Origin of the sequence: Roseateles chitinivorans, from assembly GCF_050632145.1 — a bacterium.
In the GTDB taxonomy this organism is placed as follows: domain Bacteria; phylum Pseudomonadota; class Gammaproteobacteria; order Burkholderiales; family Burkholderiaceae_C; genus Roseateles; species Roseateles chitinivorans_B.
Genome location: NZ_CP192577.1, coordinates 4,638,738 through 4,656,482, shown reverse-complemented (window position 1 = coordinate 4,656,482; position 17,745 = coordinate 4,638,738). Strand labels below are relative to the sequence as shown.

The 17,745-nt window shown below is 69.0% G+C and carries 14 protein-coding genes and 1 pseudogene; 9 read left to right on the top strand and 6 right to left on the bottom strand.

Going from position 1 to position 17,745, the window contains the following annotated elements; translation table 11 throughout:
• Nucleotides 1-69 precede the first annotated feature (69 nt).
• Nucleotides 70-984, top strand: coding sequence for an alpha/beta fold hydrolase (locus ACQ86G_RS21415; RefSeq protein WP_431257194.1), 915 nt, complete (start codon nucleotides 70-72; stop codon nucleotides 982-984).
• Nucleotides 985-1,014: 30 nt separating this feature from the next.
• On the opposite strand, the gene ACQ86G_RS21410 is transcribed toward ACQ86G_RS21415, so the two are convergent.
• A complete protein-coding gene (locus tag ACQ86G_RS21410) occupies nucleotides 1,015-1,944 on the bottom strand; it encodes a LysR substrate-binding domain-containing protein (protein ID WP_431257193.1) in 930 nt (309 codons plus the stop codon).
• 114 nt (nucleotides 1,945-2,058) lie between these two features.
• On the opposite strand from ACQ86G_RS21410, the gene ACQ86G_RS21405 reads away from it, so the two are divergent.
• A complete protein-coding gene (locus tag ACQ86G_RS21405; RefSeq protein WP_431257192.1) occupies nucleotides 2,059-2,838 on the top strand; it encodes an SDR family oxidoreductase in 780 nt (259 codons plus the stop codon).
• Nucleotides 2,839-2,932: 94 nt separating this feature from the next.
• On the opposite strand, the gene ACQ86G_RS21400 is transcribed toward ACQ86G_RS21405, so the two are convergent.
• Nucleotides 2,933-4,312, bottom strand: a complete 1,380-nt coding sequence (locus ACQ86G_RS21400) for a sigma-54-dependent transcriptional regulator (protein ID WP_431257191.1) — start codon at nucleotides 4,310-4,312, stop codon at nucleotides 2,933-2,935.
• The gene (locus ACQ86G_RS21395) at nucleotides 4,309-6,177 is read right to left on the bottom strand and encodes a sensor histidine kinase (RefSeq protein ID WP_431257190.1); all 1,869 of its coding nucleotides are present in this window, start codon (nucleotides 6,175-6,177) and stop codon (nucleotides 4,309-4,311) included. Before ACQ86G_RS21395 ends, ACQ86G_RS21400 begins: the two co-directional genes overlap by 4 nt.
• A gap of 238 nt (nucleotides 6,178-6,415) precedes the next feature.
• On the opposite strand from ACQ86G_RS21395, the gene ACQ86G_RS21390 reads away from it, so the two are divergent.
• From ACQ86G_RS21390 to ACQ86G_RS21365, 6 genes are all read left to right on the top strand, one after another.
• Nucleotides 6,416-7,021 (top strand): DUF4166 domain-containing protein, encoded by a 606-nt coding sequence (locus tag ACQ86G_RS21390; protein ID WP_431257189.1) that lies wholly within the window; start codon nucleotides 6,416-6,418, stop codon nucleotides 7,019-7,021.
• 1 nt (nucleotide 7,022) lies between these two features.
• On the top strand, nucleotides 7,023-8,540 hold the full coding sequence (locus ACQ86G_RS21385) for a TIGR01777 family oxidoreductase (RefSeq protein WP_431257188.1): 1,518 nt from the start codon (nucleotides 7,023-7,025) through the stop codon (nucleotides 8,538-8,540).
• Between the two features lie 16 nt (nucleotides 8,541-8,556).
• Nucleotides 8,557-10,335 (top strand): hypothetical protein, encoded by a 1,779-nt coding sequence (locus tag ACQ86G_RS21380; protein WP_431257187.1) that lies wholly within the window; start codon nucleotides 8,557-8,559, stop codon nucleotides 10,333-10,335.
• A 365-nt stretch (nucleotides 10,336-10,700) separates the two neighbouring features.
• Nucleotides 10,701-11,924: a hypothetical protein gene (locus ACQ86G_RS21375; RefSeq protein WP_431257186.1), complete on the top strand. Its 1,224-nt coding sequence runs from the start codon at nucleotides 10,701-10,703 to the stop codon at nucleotides 11,922-11,924.
• Nucleotides 11,921-12,526, top strand: a complete 606-nt coding sequence (locus ACQ86G_RS21370) for a di-heme oxidoredictase family protein (RefSeq protein WP_431257185.1) — start codon at nucleotides 11,921-11,923, stop codon at nucleotides 12,524-12,526. Before ACQ86G_RS21375 ends, ACQ86G_RS21370 begins: the two co-directional genes overlap by 4 nt.
• A complete protein-coding gene (locus tag ACQ86G_RS21365; protein WP_431257184.1) occupies nucleotides 12,457-12,864 on the top strand; it encodes a di-heme oxidoredictase family protein in 408 nt (135 codons plus the stop codon). The genes ACQ86G_RS21370 and ACQ86G_RS21365 overlap by 70 nt, the downstream gene beginning before the upstream one ends.
• Nucleotides 12,865-12,868: 4 nt before the next feature.
• On the opposite strand, the gene ACQ86G_RS21360 is transcribed toward ACQ86G_RS21365, so the two are convergent.
• Nucleotides 12,869-13,267, bottom strand: a complete 399-nt coding sequence (locus ACQ86G_RS21360; RefSeq protein WP_431257183.1) for a winged helix-turn-helix transcriptional regulator — start codon at nucleotides 13,265-13,267, stop codon at nucleotides 12,869-12,871.
• An 89-nt stretch (nucleotides 13,268-13,356) separates the two neighbouring features.
• Here ACQ86G_RS21360 and ACQ86G_RS21355 point away from each other — a divergent pair, with 89 nt between their 5' ends.
• A complete protein-coding gene (locus ACQ86G_RS21355) occupies nucleotides 13,357-14,019 on the top strand; it encodes an MBL fold metallo-hydrolase (protein ID WP_431257182.1) in 663 nt (220 codons plus the stop codon).
• Between the two features lie 38 nt (nucleotides 14,020-14,057).
• Here the strand turns inward: ACQ86G_RS21355 and ACQ86G_RS21350 are convergent.
• Nucleotides 14,058-17,017: pseudogene (locus ACQ86G_RS21350) on the bottom strand (Tn3 family transposase).
• A 378-nt stretch (nucleotides 17,018-17,395) separates the two neighbouring features.
• The gene (locus tag ACQ86G_RS21345; RefSeq protein ID WP_431257181.1) at nucleotides 17,396-17,740 is read right to left on the bottom strand and encodes a copper-binding protein; all 345 of its coding nucleotides are present in this window, start codon (nucleotides 17,738-17,740) and stop codon (nucleotides 17,396-17,398) included.
• Between the last annotated feature and the right edge of the window lie 5 nt (nucleotides 17,741-17,745).

Below are 17,745 nucleotides of genomic sequence, written 5' to 3'. Positions count from 1 at the left end.
CGACGCAGCAGCGGATCGACGCGCCTTGAGATAGGTTCCGGGGCGGGACACGATTCGGAGAACCGCCCCATGATCGACACCTTCCAACGCCACCTCCCCAACGGCATCACCCTGAGCTGCCGCGCCGCCGGCGAGCCGGGGCGGCCGCTGATGGTGTTCCTGCATGGGTTCCCCGAGGCGGCCTTCATCTGGGACGAGTTGCTGACCTACTTCGCCGATCCCGCGCACGGCGGGCATCGCTGCATCGCGCCGAACCTGCGCGGCTTCGAACGGTCGAGCGCGCCGACCGAGGTCGCCGCCTACAAGGCGCAGCTGATGGTGCAGGACATCCAGCAGCTCGTCGCCACCGAGCGCGCCGACGGCACGATGGCCGCGCTCGTTGCGCACGACTGGGGCGGCGCCTTCGCCTGGGGCTACGCCAACGCGTTTCCGGATCAGGTCGGGAAGCTGGTCATCATCAACTCGCCGCACGCGGGCACGCTGTCGCGAGAGCTGCGCGACAACCCGGCGCAGCGCGAGGCCAGCGCGTACATGAACTTCCTCGCCCGGCCCGATGCCGAGGCGCTGCTTGCCGAAGACGACTTCCAGCGCCTGTGGACGTTCTTCACCCACATGAAGGCGGGTCCCGACGGTTTCGGATGGCTCACCGAGGATCTCAAGGAGCAGTACCGGGAGGTCTGGCGCGCCGGACTCACCGGCGCCTGCAACCTTTATCGCGTCACGCCGATGAAGCCACCACTGCCCGGCCAGACCGTCGACAGCATCCCGGTGCTCCCGCGCGAACGGCTGATGGTGACCATGCCGACGCTGGTGTTCTGGGCGCTCGACGACACCGCGCTGCTGCCGGGGCTGCTCGACGGACTCGACGACTACGTGCCGCGGATGGAACTCTTGAAGGTGCCCGGCGCCACGCACTGGATCGTGCATGAACAGCCGCGATGGATCGCGAGCGAGATCGAGCGCTTCCTGCAGCGCTCGACCTGAGCGCCCTCCTTCGCGTGCCCCCGAGCGCGCTCATCCCTGCTTGAACCTCGCCGCATACCCCTTGGCCTTGAACTGCTCGATCACGTGATCGACGAACACCCGCACCTTGGCCGGCACCAGCCGGCGGCTCGTGTAGTAGATCGCCAGCGGCAAGGCCTCGGCATACCAGGCCGGCAGCACCGGCACCAGTTCGCCGCGCTCGAGGAACGGCACCGCATGCGGCAGCGGCAGCAACGCGATGCCCATGCCGCTGGCCGCCGCGCGGCCCATGGCCTCGGGATCGTCGAGCACCATCACCGGACGCACGCTGGCCACCACCTCCTCGCCGGCCTTGTTCTTGAGGACCCACGGCACCAGCCGTCCTGAACTCAGCGAGCGTCGCAGCAGCCCGCGGTGACGCGCCAGATCGCCCGGCTGCTTCGGCACCGGGTTCGCCGCCAGATACGCTGGCGCGGCGACGAGCACGATCCTCAGGCGCGCGAGTTCGCGCGCGATCAGCGCATCCGTCAATTCGATCCCGCCGCCGATGGCGACGTCGAATCCCTCGGCGACCAGATCGACCTGGCGGTTGTCGAAATGCAGGTCCGGCACGACGTCCGGATAGCGCCGCACGAACTCGTCCATCATCGGCACGAAGTACTCGCGCCCCACCGTGTGGGCCAGCGCGACCTTCAGGGTCCCCGCGGGTTTGCCGGCGCCCTGCCTCAGGTCGGTCAACGCGTCGCCGATCTCGCTCCACGGCCGTCGCACCTGCGCGTAGAGGCGCTCGCCGTCGGTCGTCAGTGCGAGGTTGCGGGTGCTGCGCTGGAACAGCCGCACGCCCAGCCTCGCCTCGAACTGCGCCACGCTCTTGCTCACCGCTGCGGGCGTCAGGCCCAGCCGCCGCGCGGCGGCGGAAAAGCTCCCCTCGTCGGCGGCGGCGAGGAAGGCATCGAGGGTGCTGCTCAGTTCGGTCGACATGGCGCCAGCTTATACCAATGGTTGAAACTGAACACGCACCTTTCCAACTACCGCAATCAGGTGGCGACGACCATAGTTGAGTCCATCAACCACCCCTCTCCGAAAGGAAACACCATGAGCACCGCCACCCACACCTCCGCCAAGACCTCCACCAACGCCGTCCTGGCCGGCAAGGTCGCCTTCATCCACGGCGGGTCCCGCGGCATCGGCGCGGCTTCCGCCCGCCGCCTGGCCCGCGACGGCGCCACTGTCGCGATCGGCTACGCGTCGTCGGCCATCGCCGCCGAAGCACTGGTCGAAGAGATCCAGGCGGCCGGCGGACAAGCGATCGCCGTGAAGGCGGACGCCACCGACGCCGCCGCCCTCACCCGCGCCATCGACGGCGTCGCCGAGCGCTTCGGTCGCCTGGACATCCTGGTCAACAGCGCCGGCGTGCTGCACCTGGGTTCGATCGAGTCCTTCTCGCTGGAGGACTTCGACCGCACCGTCGCCGTCAACGTGCGCTCGGTCTTCGTCGCCACGCAGGCCGCGGTCAGGCACATGCGCGAGGGCGGCCGCATCATCAACATCGGGAGCACCAACGCACAGCGCATGCCCTTCGTCGGCGGCGCCGCCTACGCCATGAGCAAGTCCGCGCTGGTCGGCCTGGTCAAGGGCCTCGCGCGCGACCTCGGACCGCGCGGCATCACCGTCAACAACGTGGCCCCCGGCCCGGTCGACACCGACATGAATCCGGCGCACAGCGATTTCGCCGCCGGCCTGCACGGCCTGATGGCCCTGCCGCGCCACGGCAAGGCCGACGAGATCGCCGCCATGGTGGCCTACCTGGCCGGCCCCGAAGCCGCGTTCGTCACCGGCGCCGACCTGCTGATCGACGGCGGCTTCGCGGCCTGAGTCCGACCGCCGGATCGTGCCGGCCCTGTCGAGTCGGCCCTGTCGTGCCAGCCCTTGCGAGGGCTGGCCGATCCCGGGGCGTCGGTCCCCGGCGTCACTTCAACCCGAGTCGCCCGAGCTTCTTGATCAACCCCGCCCGGGAGATCCCGAGGCGCCGCGCCGCCTCGGACTGGTTGCCCTCGGTCGCCTGCATCGCCTCGCTGAGCAGCCGCCGCTCCAGCTCCATCATCGCCTGGTCGAGCAGGCCCCCGCGATCGTCGGCGTCGGGGCTGGCGAGGACCGGCGCCGTCGGGATGGGCTCCTCGCCGGCCGCCAGCGACAACGCCTCCGCGTCGACGTCCTGCTGCCCGGGCAGCAGCAGCGCCGCCGCGGCATCGACCACCGCCTTCAGCTCCCGCACATTGCCAGGCCACTCGCGCGCCGCGAGCCACCCCATCGCGCCCGCCCCGATGCCCGCGCCGCGCTGTCGCGCGAAACTGGCCGCGAGCACCGGCACGTCGCCGCGGCGCTCCGACAACGCCGGCGTGCGCAGCACCACGCCCTTGAGCCGGTAGTACAGGTCCTCGCGGAACTCGCCGGCCCGCACCATCGCCTCCAGGTCGCGGTGCGTCGCGGCGACCACGCGGACCTCGCTGGTCTTGGTGACCCGTCCGCCCACCGGCATGTAGGTGCCTTCCTGCAGGAACCGCAGCAGCTTCACCTGCATCGCCGGCGGCATCTCGCCGACCTCGTCGAGGAACAGCGTCCCGCCGCGCGCGACCTCGACCAGCCCCGGCTGATCGCGGTAGGCGCCGGTGAAGCTGCCCTTCAGGTGGCCGAAGAGTTCGCTCTCCAGCAGTTCCGCCGACAGCGCGCCGCAATGGACCGGCACGAACGGCGCGGCGGCCATCGGCCCCTGCTCGTGCAGGGCCCGCGCGACCAGTTCCTTGCCGGTCCCCGTCGGACCGAGCACCAGCACGTTCACCCGCGTCGGCGCGACGCGTCGGACCATCGCCCGCAACGATTGCAGCACCGCCGACTGGCCGACCAGCCCCATCGAGTCCTCGCCCTGCCGGCGCCGCAGTTGCGCCAGTTCCGCGTCGAGCCTGCGCTTGCGCAGCGCCCGGTCGACGACGAAACGCAGCAGGTCCGGGTCGATCGGCTTGGCCAGGAAGTCCCAGGCGCCGAGGTCCGCCGCGCGTAGCGCGAGCTCGTGCTCGGCATGGCCGGTGAGCACCACGACCGGTGCGCCGGCGAAGCGCGGGATCAGGGTCAGGCCTTGCTCGGGGTCCATGCTGGGCGGCATCGCCAGGTCCAGCAGCACGAGGTCGGGCTGCTCGCGCGCGAAGGTCGAGAGCGCCTCCTCGCCGTCGCCCGCCGTGAGGACCTCGTGGCCGAGGTTGCGCAGGAAACCACCGCCCAGCCGCTGGAACGCGGGCTCGTCGTCGACGAGCAGGACGCGGCCGTGGAGGGGAGACGTGGAAGAGGGACTCATCGCGGCAACTCCAGCGTGAAACAGGTCGTCCAGGGCGGACGGACGGTCAGCGAGGCGCGTCCGCCGTGCGCCTCGGCGATGCGCGCGACGATCGCCAGGCCCAGCCCCGTGCCGCCCGGGCTGCGCGAGGCGAAGGGCTCGAAGAGGCGTTCGCGGAGCTCCTCGGGCACGCCCGCGCCGTCGTCGCAGACGTGCAGCCGGAGCAGTGCGCCGCCCGGTCCGGCGGCCGGCCTGGCGTCCAGCTCGACGTCGATCTCGCAGCCCGCCGCCGACGCGCCGCGCGCGTTCTCGACGAGGTTGATCAGCGCCTGTTCCAGGCGCCTCGGGTCGATGCTCTCCACCCACGCTTCGGACGGCCACGCGGCCGACAGCCGTGCGCCGGGCTGACGCCGGATCACGCCCTCGATCAGGGAACGCAGCTCGACGCGCTCGCGCTGCAGCCGCCAGGGCTTGGCGTAGTCGAGCAGATCGCTGGTGAGGTGCGCGATCCGCGCCACCTGCGCGCCCACCTCCTGGCGCGTCTCCGTCGGTGCCATCGCCACCGCCATGCCGATGATGTTGAGCGGGTTGCGGATGTCGTGTGCCACGGTCGCGGCCAACGCGCCCAGTTCGGCGAGCCGCGCCTGGACCTGGCGGTCGCGCTCGCGGGCCGCCGCCTGCTGCGCCTGTCCGACGCGCAAGGCCGCGTCGGCCAGCACGGTCGCGAACAACTCCGCCACGTGGCGCTGTCCGGGCGGTGCCGCTTCCCACGCGGTCCAGCGCGGCGTCCAGGTCACGCCCTCGCGATGCATCGTCAGCGCGGGGCGATCCGCCGACGGCAATGCCCGGTCCGCGCCTTCCTCGGCACTTTCCTCGGCGCCCTCCACCGCATCCGCCTCCGCTTCCACGGTCACCGTCACCGGCGTGCCCAGCCGCCGGCTGAGCAGCGCGGAGGCTTCCGCGCCCAGCCGATCGAGGCTGTCGGCCGCCTGCAGCGTCTCGCGCCAGCGGCCGAGGTCCTGTGCGCTGACCTCGCCGCCCGGGTAGATCAGCCGCTGCACGAAGCGCCGAACCGGTCCGTTCAGCGCCAGACAGCCGGCGGCGACCGCCAGACCGCTGAGCCAGCGCGACTCGAACGGCAGCACCAGCGGCATCAACCCCACGATCGCGATGCCCGACGCGAGCAGCAAGGTCCACACCAGCGCCTTGCCGGCCCAGGCGTTCGCGACGAACACGCCGTAGCGCAGGATCCCGTAGACCAGCATCAGCGGATACAGCGGGAAGGCCAGCAGCGGGAACGGATAGACCGGCCAGCGCATCAGCGCGATGGCGTAGCCGCCCAGGCAGACCAGCCCCCACAGGCAGGAGGCGGTGACGGCCGCGACCTGACCCCGCGCGGGGCCCCGACCGTCGATGGGCGGACGCATCAGCGTGCGCAGCAGCACGCCGACGCCGCCCAGTCCGAGCACCACCCACGACAGGCTGGCAATCACGGCGGCCGGTTCGGCGACGGCCAGGCGGCCCACGTCGGGGTGGTCGACGAAATGCGCCGGACTCAGCAGCTGCGACGCCAGCACCGCGACGCCGCCGAGCACATAGGCCGCGGTGATCCAGCCGCGGCGCAGCGGCGCGCGGCAGAACACGACGCAGAAGTGGAAGAACACCGCGGCGGACAGCGGCGCCGTCGCCAGCACGCGGAGCGAGAGCATCTCGACCTCCGGTCCGAGCCAGTTCGGCAGCTCGTTGCCGGAAATCCAGACCGCGATGCCGACCAGGAAGGCGGCCAGCAGCCGGCCGCCCGCCACCCGGTCGGCCCAGGCCGTCAGCACGCCCGCCAGCAGCAGCGTCTCGGCCAGCGCCAGCCCCATCGTCACCCGCAGCAGCATGTGTATACGTCGTAGACAGTCGACAGGGCGGCAACTGTATACGACGAACACAGTCCAGGGTATCCCTCCCAATCAAATCAACGACTTAGCCGCCCTTTCAGGGTGGCCCGTTTCTCGCGATAGAGGAGGCATGAACGCCCTCTTCCGCCCCCCGCTTCAGCGCCGGTCCCCACTGGCGGCCCCGGTTCCGGCTTCCGGATCCGCCACGCCATCGGCCTCGCCAACGCCAACGGTACCCGTGCCGGCTCAAGCCGCCCTCGACCTTCCCGCCCTGATGGGCGCCGAGGCCTGGGCGCGTCTGCCCGCGGCGGTGCAGCGCCGTTTCGGCAGGCATGCGGAGCCGGTCTGCTACGCCGGCCGGATGGACCTGCACTGCTCCCGGTTGGGGCGCGTGCTGGCCTGGCTCGCATGGCCGCTGCGCGGACCGCTGACGCCCGATTGCGCCCGGGACCTGCCGGCCGAAGTCGCCGTCACGCCCGACGGCCTCGGCGGCGTCATCTGGTCCCGCCGGCTGGGCCGCCGCGTCGTCCAGTCCGTCAAGCGCGCGCATCCGGCCGGTCCCGGCGTGCTCGAGCGCACGCGTGGCGGCCTCGCGATGGCGCTGGACGTCCTGGAGGACGACGGCGCCCTGGTCTTCCGGAGCCGCCACTACCTCTGGTGCCTCGGACCGGTCCGCCTGCGCCTGCCCGACCTGCTCAGCCCCGGCCAGTGCCGCGTCGAGCACCGCGACCTCGGCGGCGGCCGCTTCCGCTTCACCTTGACCATGACCCACGCCCGGTGGGGCCTGACCTTTCAACAGACCGGCGTCTTCATCGATCCCATCGACCCGGTCCAGGAGTCCTGACATGCACATCCTCGATGCCGTCCTCATCGGCCAGGCGCTGCTCGGCGCGTTCGACAACCTCTGGCACCACGAATGGGCCGCGCGGCTGCCGCAGCAGCGCGGCGCCCGGCGCGAACTCGCCCTGCACGCGGGACGCGAGGCGCTGTACGGCGCCCTCTTCCTCGGCCTGGCCTGGTGGTCGTGGCACGGCGCGCTCGCCGTCGCGGTCGCGGCGGTGCTGGGCGTGGAAGTCGTCATCACGCTGACCGACTTCCTGGAGGAAGACCGTACCCGCCAGTTGCCGCCCTTCGAGCGCTGGCTGCACACCGTGCTGACGGTCTGCTACGGGCTGTTCCTCGGATTGATGGGGCCGCGCCTGATCGAGTGGTGGCAGCAGCCGACCGGCCTGGCGCCCGCCGGACGCGGCCTCGTGTCATGGCTCTTCACGGCCATGGCGATCGTCGTGTGGGCGTGGAGCGTGCGCAACGCGCTGGCCGTGCGTCGCCTGGGCCGCGAGAGCGCGGCCCTGCGTGAGCAGCCGGCGCTGCCTGCGGTGCCTCGGCTGGCGCCGGCGGTGCTGATCACCGGCGCGACCGGATTCGTTGGCCAGGCGCTGGTGCGTCGCCTGCGGTCGCAGGGTCGCCGGCTGATCGTGCTGTCGCGCGACCCGAAGCAGGCGCGGCTCCAGTTCGGCGCGGACATCGCCGTGATCGGCGCGCTCGACGACATCGCCGCCGAGACCCGCCTCGAGGCCATCGTCCATCTGGCCGGCGCCCGCGTGCTCGGCCGCCCGTGGACCCGCGCGCGTCGGCGCGAGCTGATGGAGAGCCGCACGGGCCTGACCGAGCAGCTCCATCGGCTGGCGCGTCGGCTGGAGCGTCCTCCGCAGGTGCTGGTGGCGGCGTCCGCGGTGGGCTTCTACGGCGCGCCGGCGGCCGCCGAACTCTGCGACGAAGGGTCGCCCGCGCAACCGGGCGTCTTCCAGTCCGACCTCTGCGCCGCCATCGAGCATGAGGCGATGCGGCTGGAAACGGTCGGCATGCGGGTGGTACGGCTGCGCTTCGGCGTGATCCTTGGCCGCGAGGACGGCGCCTATCCGATGCAGGCGCTCGCGGCGCGCCTCGGGCTGGGCGCGCAGCTGGGCGACGGCCGCCAGCCGGTGCCGTGGATCCACCTGGACGACGCCGTCGGCTTCATCGACTGGGCGCTGCGTCGCCCGGATGTGCGCGGTGCCGTCAACGCGGTAGCGCCGGACCGCTGCTCGCAGGCGGTGTTCTCGACCGTCCTCGCCGCGTCCTTCGGTCGCACCGCCTGGATGCGGATGCCGGCGGCGCCGCTGCGGTGGCTCGCGGGCGAGATGTCGACGCTGCTGCTGGACGGGCAGCGCGTCGTGCCGCGTATCGCCCAGGCGGGTGGCTTCGTCTACCGCTTCCCGACGCTGGCCGCGGCGCTGCGCGACCTCGCTTCGCATCCGCGGGCACCCGTTCGGATCCGGCCCTCGGACGGGGGACGCACTGCCGACGATGCCGCATCGATGTAACGGCACGCCAGGCGTCATGAGCAGCACCATCCCCACCGCACGCGCGATCACCCTCCCTCCCCCGTCGGCCGAGACACTCACCGGGCCGCAGACGCAGGCGACGCCCATGACGTCGATCACGCCGATCACGCCGGCCGTCGTCGAGACCCCGTCGAGGCCATCCTCGAGCGAACACATCCTGCCCGAGGGCCTGTCCTCGCGTCGATCGTCCCGCGAGGCGACGAAGACCGACGGCGGATCGGAGGCGCCAGCGCGGTCGCGGCCGTCCACGCCACCGCGCCAGACGGCCCCCAAGGTGCTCAGCCGGACGTCGTCCGCGAGCAGCGGCGGCGCCGGGCGGGCGGCCGATCCGCACGGCAGCGGCGAGAACATCCCGATGACGCCGCTGACCGCCAACCTCAACGGCAGCAGCAGTTCGCTCGCCAGCGATGCGCTGCGCAGCGGCAGTGCGCCGTCGATCACCGAGCAGCGTCGCAGCGCGGCCACCGAGACCGGCCACTCGTCCGCGCTGCCGCGCGAGACGCACGACGAGATCACCCAACTCACCCGCGGCATGCCGGGCGCGTTCGATCCCCTGCCCCGCGCGGAGGCGGACCCCGGTCCCCGCGCGCCCGGCGGCCTGGCCTCGCTGAGCGCGGCCACCGTGCCGAGCCCGCGTGACGTCAACCCGCGCATCGACATCGGCTCGCTCGCGCAGAAGCTGCCCGAGGACGTCACCGGCTGCGTCGCCTACCTGCTCAGCGCGATGCGCCAGGGCCCCGAAGACATCCCCGCGCTGGAGCGCCTGGCCACGCAGCAGGCCGCGGTGCTCGAGTCGCGCGGCATCCACAACCGCGACGACTTCGTCTCCGTGCTCAAGCAGGTGCAGTGGCGCGACCAGGGCACGGCGATGATGCACGGCATGGCCTCGGCCAGCGGTTTCAACCTCGGCACCATCCCGGCCAACCTGAAGCTCGCCGACCTGACCCTCACCGGCCTGATGAAGGCGATGCCCTCGTTGCCGGTCGCCGTGCCGGCGCTCATCACCGGCGCGGTGATGGGCTTCGCGCTGTCGATGCTGGACGTCGCGTCCGGTGCCGCCACGGGCAAGACCTTCAAGGACGCCTACTTCACGCGCCCGCCGGGCGAGCAGTTGCCCGAGCCCATCGCCAGCGCGAACCCGCCCACCAAGACCAGCATGGCCGCCGACAACTCGAAGGCGGCGGGCCTGAGCTACGGTGCCGTGCGCAACGGGCTGGTGCGCATCCCCGCGATGCTCAACTACGAGCTCAAGGGCCAGCCCGAGAAGCGTGCCGCCATGGACGGCATCCTCGACCCGGCCCTCGGCCTGCCGCTGGGCGGGGGCGGCATGCGGGTCATCAAGAACGACTTCGACGTCAGCGCCGGGCGCGCCGGCTTCCAGCACTTCCTGGCGCGGGACGACCTCGGCGCCTGCCTCGATCACCTGCAGAAGCCGGCCGCGGAGCAGATCCTCAGCGCCGCCGCGCGCGCCGGCGCCCACGTGAAGAACCTGAAGAGCACCTTCCCGGAGGCCCTGGGCGACGTCTTCGCCAGCAAGGTGGGCTGGACCTCGCATGCCATCCTCAGCGCCGGCTTCGGCGGCCTGACGGCCATGGTGGCCAGCCTGCCGACGACGCTGATGCAGAACTACGGCCTCAGCGAAAAGGATGCCAACGTCACCACGCAGATGCTGAAGTACGTGGTGCTGCAGGCGCTGTACCACGTCTGGGGCGGCGCGCTCGGCGCGGTCGGCGGACCGAAGGCGCCGGACCCCGCGGCGGTCTCCCACGCCTGACGCCGCATCAATTCGACACACATTTAAACTTGCCGGTCGGCAAAACAAACGCCGACACTCCCGCCGCTCGTCCCTCGAAGAAGGGGCACCAATCGCACCCACAGGCACGGGAGGGGACCATCCATGGCGTTCAGGCAACTCGGCATCGCCGTGGGCTGCGCGCTGGTCCCCGCACTCGTCGGCAGCACGCTGATGCTGGCCTACGGGGGCGATGGCAGCCCGCAGGGCCACGGCGGTCCGGGTATCCCGGGCTTGCGGTCCGGCGGCGGGGTCAAGGCGGAGGACACCGCGCCCGTTGCGGTTTCCGGGGCGTCCGGGGCCTCCGGGGGGCCGACAGCGCGTCGGAGGCCGGCAACGGCCTCCCGGTGCTGATCACGACGCCCTTCCCCGTGCCCGCCCGCGGCACGGACCTGGTCCCGCTGTTCCAGCCGCAGGCGCCGGTCGAGACGCTGCAGTTCACCCTGCCCGACGGCACGCTGGTCACGCGCTTCGGCAACCGCGGCGTCGGCCGCCATGGCCGCGAGCGCGGCGAGGAGTGGAACGAGGTCGGCAACGGCCCCAACGAGACCGTCGACGCGACGGGTCACCCGGTGGACCGGGGGTCGGGGGCCGCGCTGGCCTTCGTGCCGAATTCCTTCAGGCACCGCACGTGGGGGCTGGAGATCATCGACGACAGCCGGGTGGCCGGTGTCACGCGACCCACGCTGAAGGTCAACACCTACAACCCGACCGTGGACTTCCTGCCGGGCGGGACCGCGTTCTTCCGCGCCTTCGACCGCGTCGGCGTGACCGCCTATGGCTGGATGAACAACGGCGAGCTGCTGGACCCGACGGGCACGATCTGCCGGCCGGTGGACTATCCCGCCAACGGCCAGCCCGGCCCCGACCACTGCACGGTCGTGATCAAGGACTACCCGGATCATGCCGGCCTGGGCGCCGACGGCTTTCCCGACGGCACCCGCGTGAACGCCAGGCCGCTGCGGATCGGCGATCCGATCGAGGTGGCCCCGTCGATGTCCACGACGACGCCGTCCATGCAGTCCGCCGGCGACAGCGGCGGACTGCGCTACGTCGCCGGCGAATGGCTCTACGTCGTGGGGCAAGGCCTGACCCCGTGGTACGGCGTCCAACCCCGCCTGAACAGCGCGCCGCTGCCGGCGTCCACGCTGTCGGGCGGCCTCGGTTCCGTCTCGTACAACTATTCGGATGAAGGCCTCCGGATGTTCCAGCAGCCGGTCAACCACATCGGCATGCAGAACATGCAGCGCTTCGTGGAAGGTCGCCGCACCGCCCACAGCAGCGTCGTGACCGGGGAGCACCTCGAGCCCGGCAACGAGCCGATGGCCGCCATCGCCGGCTTGGCGGGGGCCCGCTTCAATGCGACGACCTGCGTGCAATGCCACGCCAACAACGGCCGCAGCCCCGCGCCGTTCATGGTCGACCAGCGCGTGGACGGGATGGCCTTCCACGTGGGCGTGAAGGACGCCGACGGCGCGATCCGTCCGGACCCGCGCTACGGCTCGGCGATCCAGATGCATGTGGCGTCGGCCTCCGGCAAGGTGCTGGACGGGGGAACGGGGTCAAGGTGACGGGCTTCGAGACCCGCGCCGTCACGCTGGCCGACGGCACGACGATCGCGCTGCGCCGACCGACGTTCGGCTTCGACGGCCCCGCCCCGTCCCTGTGGTCGGCGAGGGCCGCCCAACCGATGATCGGCCTCGGCCTGCTGGAGGCCGTGCCCGAAGCGGACATCCTGGCGCGCGCGCGATCGAGACCCGATTCGGACGGCGTCCTGGGCCAGGCGAACTTCGTCGTCGATCCGGAGACCGGCGCGACGCGGCTGGGCCGCTTCGGCTGGAAGGCGTCCAAGGCCAGCCTGCGCCACCAGGTGGCCGCGGCGCTGCTGAACGACATGTCGGTGGCGTCGCCGGTGTTCCCGAACCGCAGCTGCTCGACGGACCCGGCGGGTTGCCGCACGGCGTCGGCGCAAAAAGGCATCCAGGAAGCCGACCTCACCGCGTTGACGCAGTACATGCAGCTGCTGGCCGTGCCGGCGCAGCGCAGCCTGGCGAGCGGGTTCCCGAAGGGGTCTCTCCGCCGCAGGCGCATCGCATCGATCCGGTGCAGGTGGCCGCCGGCCGCCGGGTGTTCGACGCGCTGCGCTGCGCGGCCTGCCACACGGCGGAGATGAAGACGGGCCGGACCCATCCGTTCGCGGAACTGCGCAACCAGACGATCCACCCCTTCACCGACCTGCTGCTGCACGACATGGGCCCGGCGCTGGCGGACTCGCTGCCCGAGGGCCAGGCGCGGGGCGCGATGTGGCGCACGTCGCCGCTGTGGGGCATCGGCTACACCGAGCAGGTGGCCGAGGCGATCCCGGTGGGTTACCTGCATGACGGGCGCGCCCGCACGCTGACGGAGGCCATCCTGTGGCACGGCGGGGAAGCGGAGCGATCGCGCCGGCGCTTCGAGCAGCTGTCGAAGGCGGATCGCGACGCGCTGCTCGCCTGGCTGCGGTCGCTCTGAGGCCTCAGGCGCCTGCCGCCGCCTGCGCCCGATGCCGCAGGATGCGTGGCAGGCTGCCTTCGATCCAGTCGGCCAACGCCTCCACCATCTGCGCCACCTCGATGCCCATCGGCGACAGGCGGTACTCCACGCGAGGCGGCATCTCCGGATGCGAGGTGCGCAGCACGAAGCCGTCGCCCTCCAGCGCCTGCAGGGTCTGCGCCAGCATCTTCTCGCTGACGCCGCCGATGCTGCGCCGCAGTTCGCTGAAACGGTGCGTGCCCTTGAGCAGCACCAGCAGGACCATCACGCCCCAGCGGCCGGTGACGTGCTGCATGACGTCGCGTGACGGGCAGTCGGCCGCCAGCAGTTCGCCGCGCGCGCCGGGTTCCTCGGGGACGTACCCCAGCAGGGTGGTGATCATGGGCTTACCTTTTGGTACGTACTTACGAAAAGTTCGTGGACTCGGCATTCTGCGGCCCTTCTCCACCTGTCCACAAGGACGCCGCACCCATGAAGCACCCGATCTCCACCGTCGCCCTCTCGCTCGCCGCCGCCCTGGCCTTGCTGCTGGGGCAACCCGCCCGCGCCGAGGAGGCCCCGCTGCACCTGCAGACCTACCGCGCCGACGCCCGGAGCTTCCACGTCGCCTCGGTCCTGGTCAGCGGCAGGACCGAGGCGGTGCTGATCGACGCGCAGTTCACCCGTGCCGATGCCCATCGCCTGGTGGCCGACGTGCTGGCCAGCGGCAAGCGACTGAAGCTCGTGTACGTGAGCCAGGGCGACCCGGACTACTACTTCGGGCTGGAGGTGATCCACCAGGCGTTTCCCGACGCCCGCATCGTCGCCACCCCGGCCACCGTGGCGCATATCCGGAGCAGCCTGCCCGGGAAGTTGAAGGTCTGGGGACCGATGCTGGGGGCCAACGGCCCGAAGCATCCCATCGTGCCCGAGGTGCTGAAGGGCGACCGCATCGAGCTCGAAGGCCAGTCGCTGCAGGTCGTGGGCCTGGAGGGCCCGGCGGGCTTCTACAGCTTCGTGTGGATCCCGTCGATCAAGGCCGTCGTCGGCGGCGTGCGCGTGTTCGGCGACATGCACCTGTGGACCAGCGACAGCGCCTCGCCGGCCGAGCGCCGATGCTGGGCACAGGACCTGAGGGTCGGCCGTGATTCCTGAAAAATCCGCAGGAAGCTACCTAAGTGCTTGTCAGGACTTCAGAATCTAATCTTGTAGTCGATCGGCTCGACGGGCTTTGACAGGTCCAGTGTGTAGTCGCCGAACCTATTGATGTGGGCGGTTCTGTAAGGCGACAGCCCGCGAAGCACTGGCTCGCCGAGCAAGAAGCCTTCGGCCTGCAGTTCCTTCAGCTTGCGCGACATCCATTGGACGTTGTGAAGGATGACCATGTTGGCCACTAACTGGCTGTACTTGATGACCTTCCGCTGCTCGTGTCGGAGGTTCTCAGCAATGATCCCCTCCCTCCGAAGAACAGCCACTTCACGAAGTTATTGAATTCCTCGCTCTTGTTGGTGGCGGCGTGGATGGAGCGCCGCAACTCGATGTCGTTAACGTAGTTCAGGAGAAACATCGTCCGGATCACTCTGCCCAACTCTCTGAAGGCGAAGTAAAGCTTGTTCTTACGGCTAAACGTACCCAGGCGGCGCAGGATCATCGACGGCGTGATCTTCCCCAATTTGATCGATACAGCGACACGCAGCATGTCTCGATAGTGCAAGGCCAGCAGATCCCAGTCGATGGTTCCGCGGAACAGGCTCTGGATGTGCTTGTATGGGACGCCGGCCTCAGCCCTATAGAACACGAGATCCTTGATGTTCCGGATGCGAGGCATGAGCTTGATGCCAAGCAAGTGCGCAAGTCCGAAGACCGGCGCGCTTTGAGCCTGCGTGTCGCCGTGTAGCGTATCGGGCTGGATGTCCGACTCGTTCTTGACGAGTCCATCAAGGATGTACACCGCTTCATACACGCCGCAGGGAATGAAGTTCCCGAACAAGGCGATGTACATGTCGGACACGTGGTAGTAGCCGATCCCGCCGTAGCCCCCGTACCTCAGGTGGTACTCGGACATCAGGTTCTGCTCGTAGACGTTCCACTTGGTGCCATCGGCAGAAGCCGACTTGCCCGTGCCCCAAAACTGGGGAAGCGCGAACCGGTTGTAGGCATTGACGACCTTGAAGATCGCTTTGTCCAACCGCTCCTCGGTCACGTGGTGAAGATTCAGCCAGGCCACCTGTTTTCGCGAGAGACCCTTGACTGACAAGGCCGTTTGGGTTGGGCCGAGATTGCAGCCGTAGCAGAACAGCGTGGTCAGAAACCGCTTGCGCGGATCGTCAACCTTGCTTTCGAACCCGGACAGCGGTCCGAACTGCTTGTGCAGGTCTAACCATCGCTCGGTCTCGGTCAGCACGTCGAGAATGCTCGTCGTGGCCATGGAGTTCGTGATCGCTTGATCGAGCTCAGGCAAGCCATCTGGCGGCGGCGCTCGATCGGCGCGCCTGAGGAGCAGGCCGTTCTCCGTGAGAGCGACGTGCTCGTTGTCAGGGAAGCGATCGTCGACCTTCTGGGCTACTTCAAGCAGTTGTTGCTTCAACAGCGCCACCAAGGCGTCACCGTCTGTTGGCAGCCCCACCATGCTGGCGTAGTCGGTCACTTCAGCGTCAAACTCGTCCCAACCAACCAAGTGATCACGATAGTCGTCAAACTGATCGCTGTTCTGGACATACAGGTCACCTGACTTCAGTTCCTCCATGACATGGGAGAAGACGCAGAGCTCAAGGTACTTTCGGTGCAGCAGACCTTCATTGGGTCCGACACCCTCGATCAAGTTGCGCCACCGTCGCTCTGAGAGCCACGACAGTTCAACGGCTTCAAGTCCGGCATCTGCCCGTACGAACTCCTTGTGGCTGGAGCGGAACTGCATCATCCAGGCAACGGTCTTCAGAAGACTCTCATCCGGAGACGATGACTTCAGCTGCATGGCATCGAGGCACTGAAACAAGAGCGCGCGTTTGCTGCGGTACTGCTGCAGCATGAACGGGTAGTAGTTATTCCCAGCGAACGCCATGTGTTCATCGCATCGCTCGATCCAGATTGACGGCTCCTCGTCGAGGATCTTGCGCATGCGCTCGACGCGGGCCGGATCGCTGCCATCTTCTTCGAAGGCCGTGAGGACATCGCGGAACTGCGCAATGAGGGCCTCACCTTGGGCGACGTGCTCAAGCTGGTACTCCTTCAGCCGCTCGCGCGCCAGGTTGTGCATGTTCCTGACGGATCGAATGAAGATCTCGGCCACGTCATCCACGGCCTTCTGAAGCTGGGCGTGAATGAGAAGCACAGCGAGTGCATAGCGCTTCACCGGCTTGAGCGCGGCCATCTCTCGCACGTTCAAGGCTCGGGCTTCGAGCACAAACTGCGTGCGCTTCGACACTGGCATCTCGTTGGCCGTGGGCAGCGCATCTGCCAGCTTGCGAACCGCCTCAATGTGCGTCAGGTAGCTGGCCACCTCTCGAACGCTCGGTTGCTTGGGTTCGCGTTTGAGTTGTTCCCACTGGCTCTTTCCAGAGCGCGTTCTGAAGAGGCTATCGATGCGTTCACGTTGGTGCTCGTCCAGGCGGGAGGCGACGGCGTGCTGCAGGCTGTCGTTGACCCGTGATCTTGCCCTTGCGGCAGCGCGAGACAAGGTCACGAAGCCCGGCAGCTCGAAGCGGTGATGAAGCAACTCTTCGAGCAACACGTTGATGATGTCGGGCAACTCCTGCTTCGTCTGGGCCGCCTTGATCGCTTGATCGTCGAGCCACTCGCTTCCGTCAGCTCCCAGGACCTTCAGTCCTGCGTACTCGCGGAGGAGCCGATGGTGGATTGACTTGCTCCCCGACTCGTCGTAGGCCTTGAGATCTCTGGCTCCAAAGACTGGCACTCCAAAGTGCTTGCAGATGTGGCGCACGATCACCGAAGGGATATCCGCCGCCATCGGGAAATAACCCAATCGCTGAAGCACCTTCAGCTGCATGGTGATGAGCGCCTGTGTCGTTGCACGACGGTAGGCGTCAGCAACAAACTGACGCTCCTTCTGCGATGGAGTGAACAACGCCAGGAGATCCTTCTCCGGGACCTCTTCTCGAAGCTGAGGATACGCAGTCTCGGTGATGTTGCTCATCGGTCAGGACCCCGGGGTGGTGCAAACGACGCCGACTGGCACGTCGATCGCGGCCCTGGAAGGTGCTGCCCCAATCCGTCGTTGGGCGAAGATGGTAGTCAGAAACACGGAAGAAGGCGATGCCGAACAACGGGCGTTTCGCATTCGAAGCGACCAGCGTGTCGAGTTGGCTTGCTCAAGGCGAAACCTGACCCCCAGCTCCTCCGTGGCGAGGTGACTTCGCGTTCGCTGTTGGCGATGGGCTTAAGGAACTAGGGAACACCCTACCTGAAACAGTTGGGCCTTTGCGGGGGCGCCGGCATTCGCAGCACGCCGCCCCATCCGCCATGTGTTCATCGGAGCACCGATGCCCTGCAATCAAGTGCCACCGAATTGAGATCAGCGCCGCTTGAGCTCCGTCACCGTCGCCTTGCCCTTGATCATTTCGGCCTGGAACTCGACTTGATCGCCGACCTTGAGGCCGTCGAGCAGCCTCTTCTCTGCAACGTCAAACCCCATGGTCATCCCCGGCATCGCGAGATTGGGAATGTCGCCATGCCGCAGGACGACTTGGCCCTTGGCGAGGTCGACCTTGCGCACCTCGCCCTGCACCAGGGGCATGGCGGCCGACGCAGCGTTCTTGCTCGGCATCGGCATGGACATCGTGCCAGACGAGCCCTGAGCATGAGCCTGCATCCCGGCGAGGGCGAACAGCGCGGTGGCAAGCATGTTGATGGTCTTCATCGATG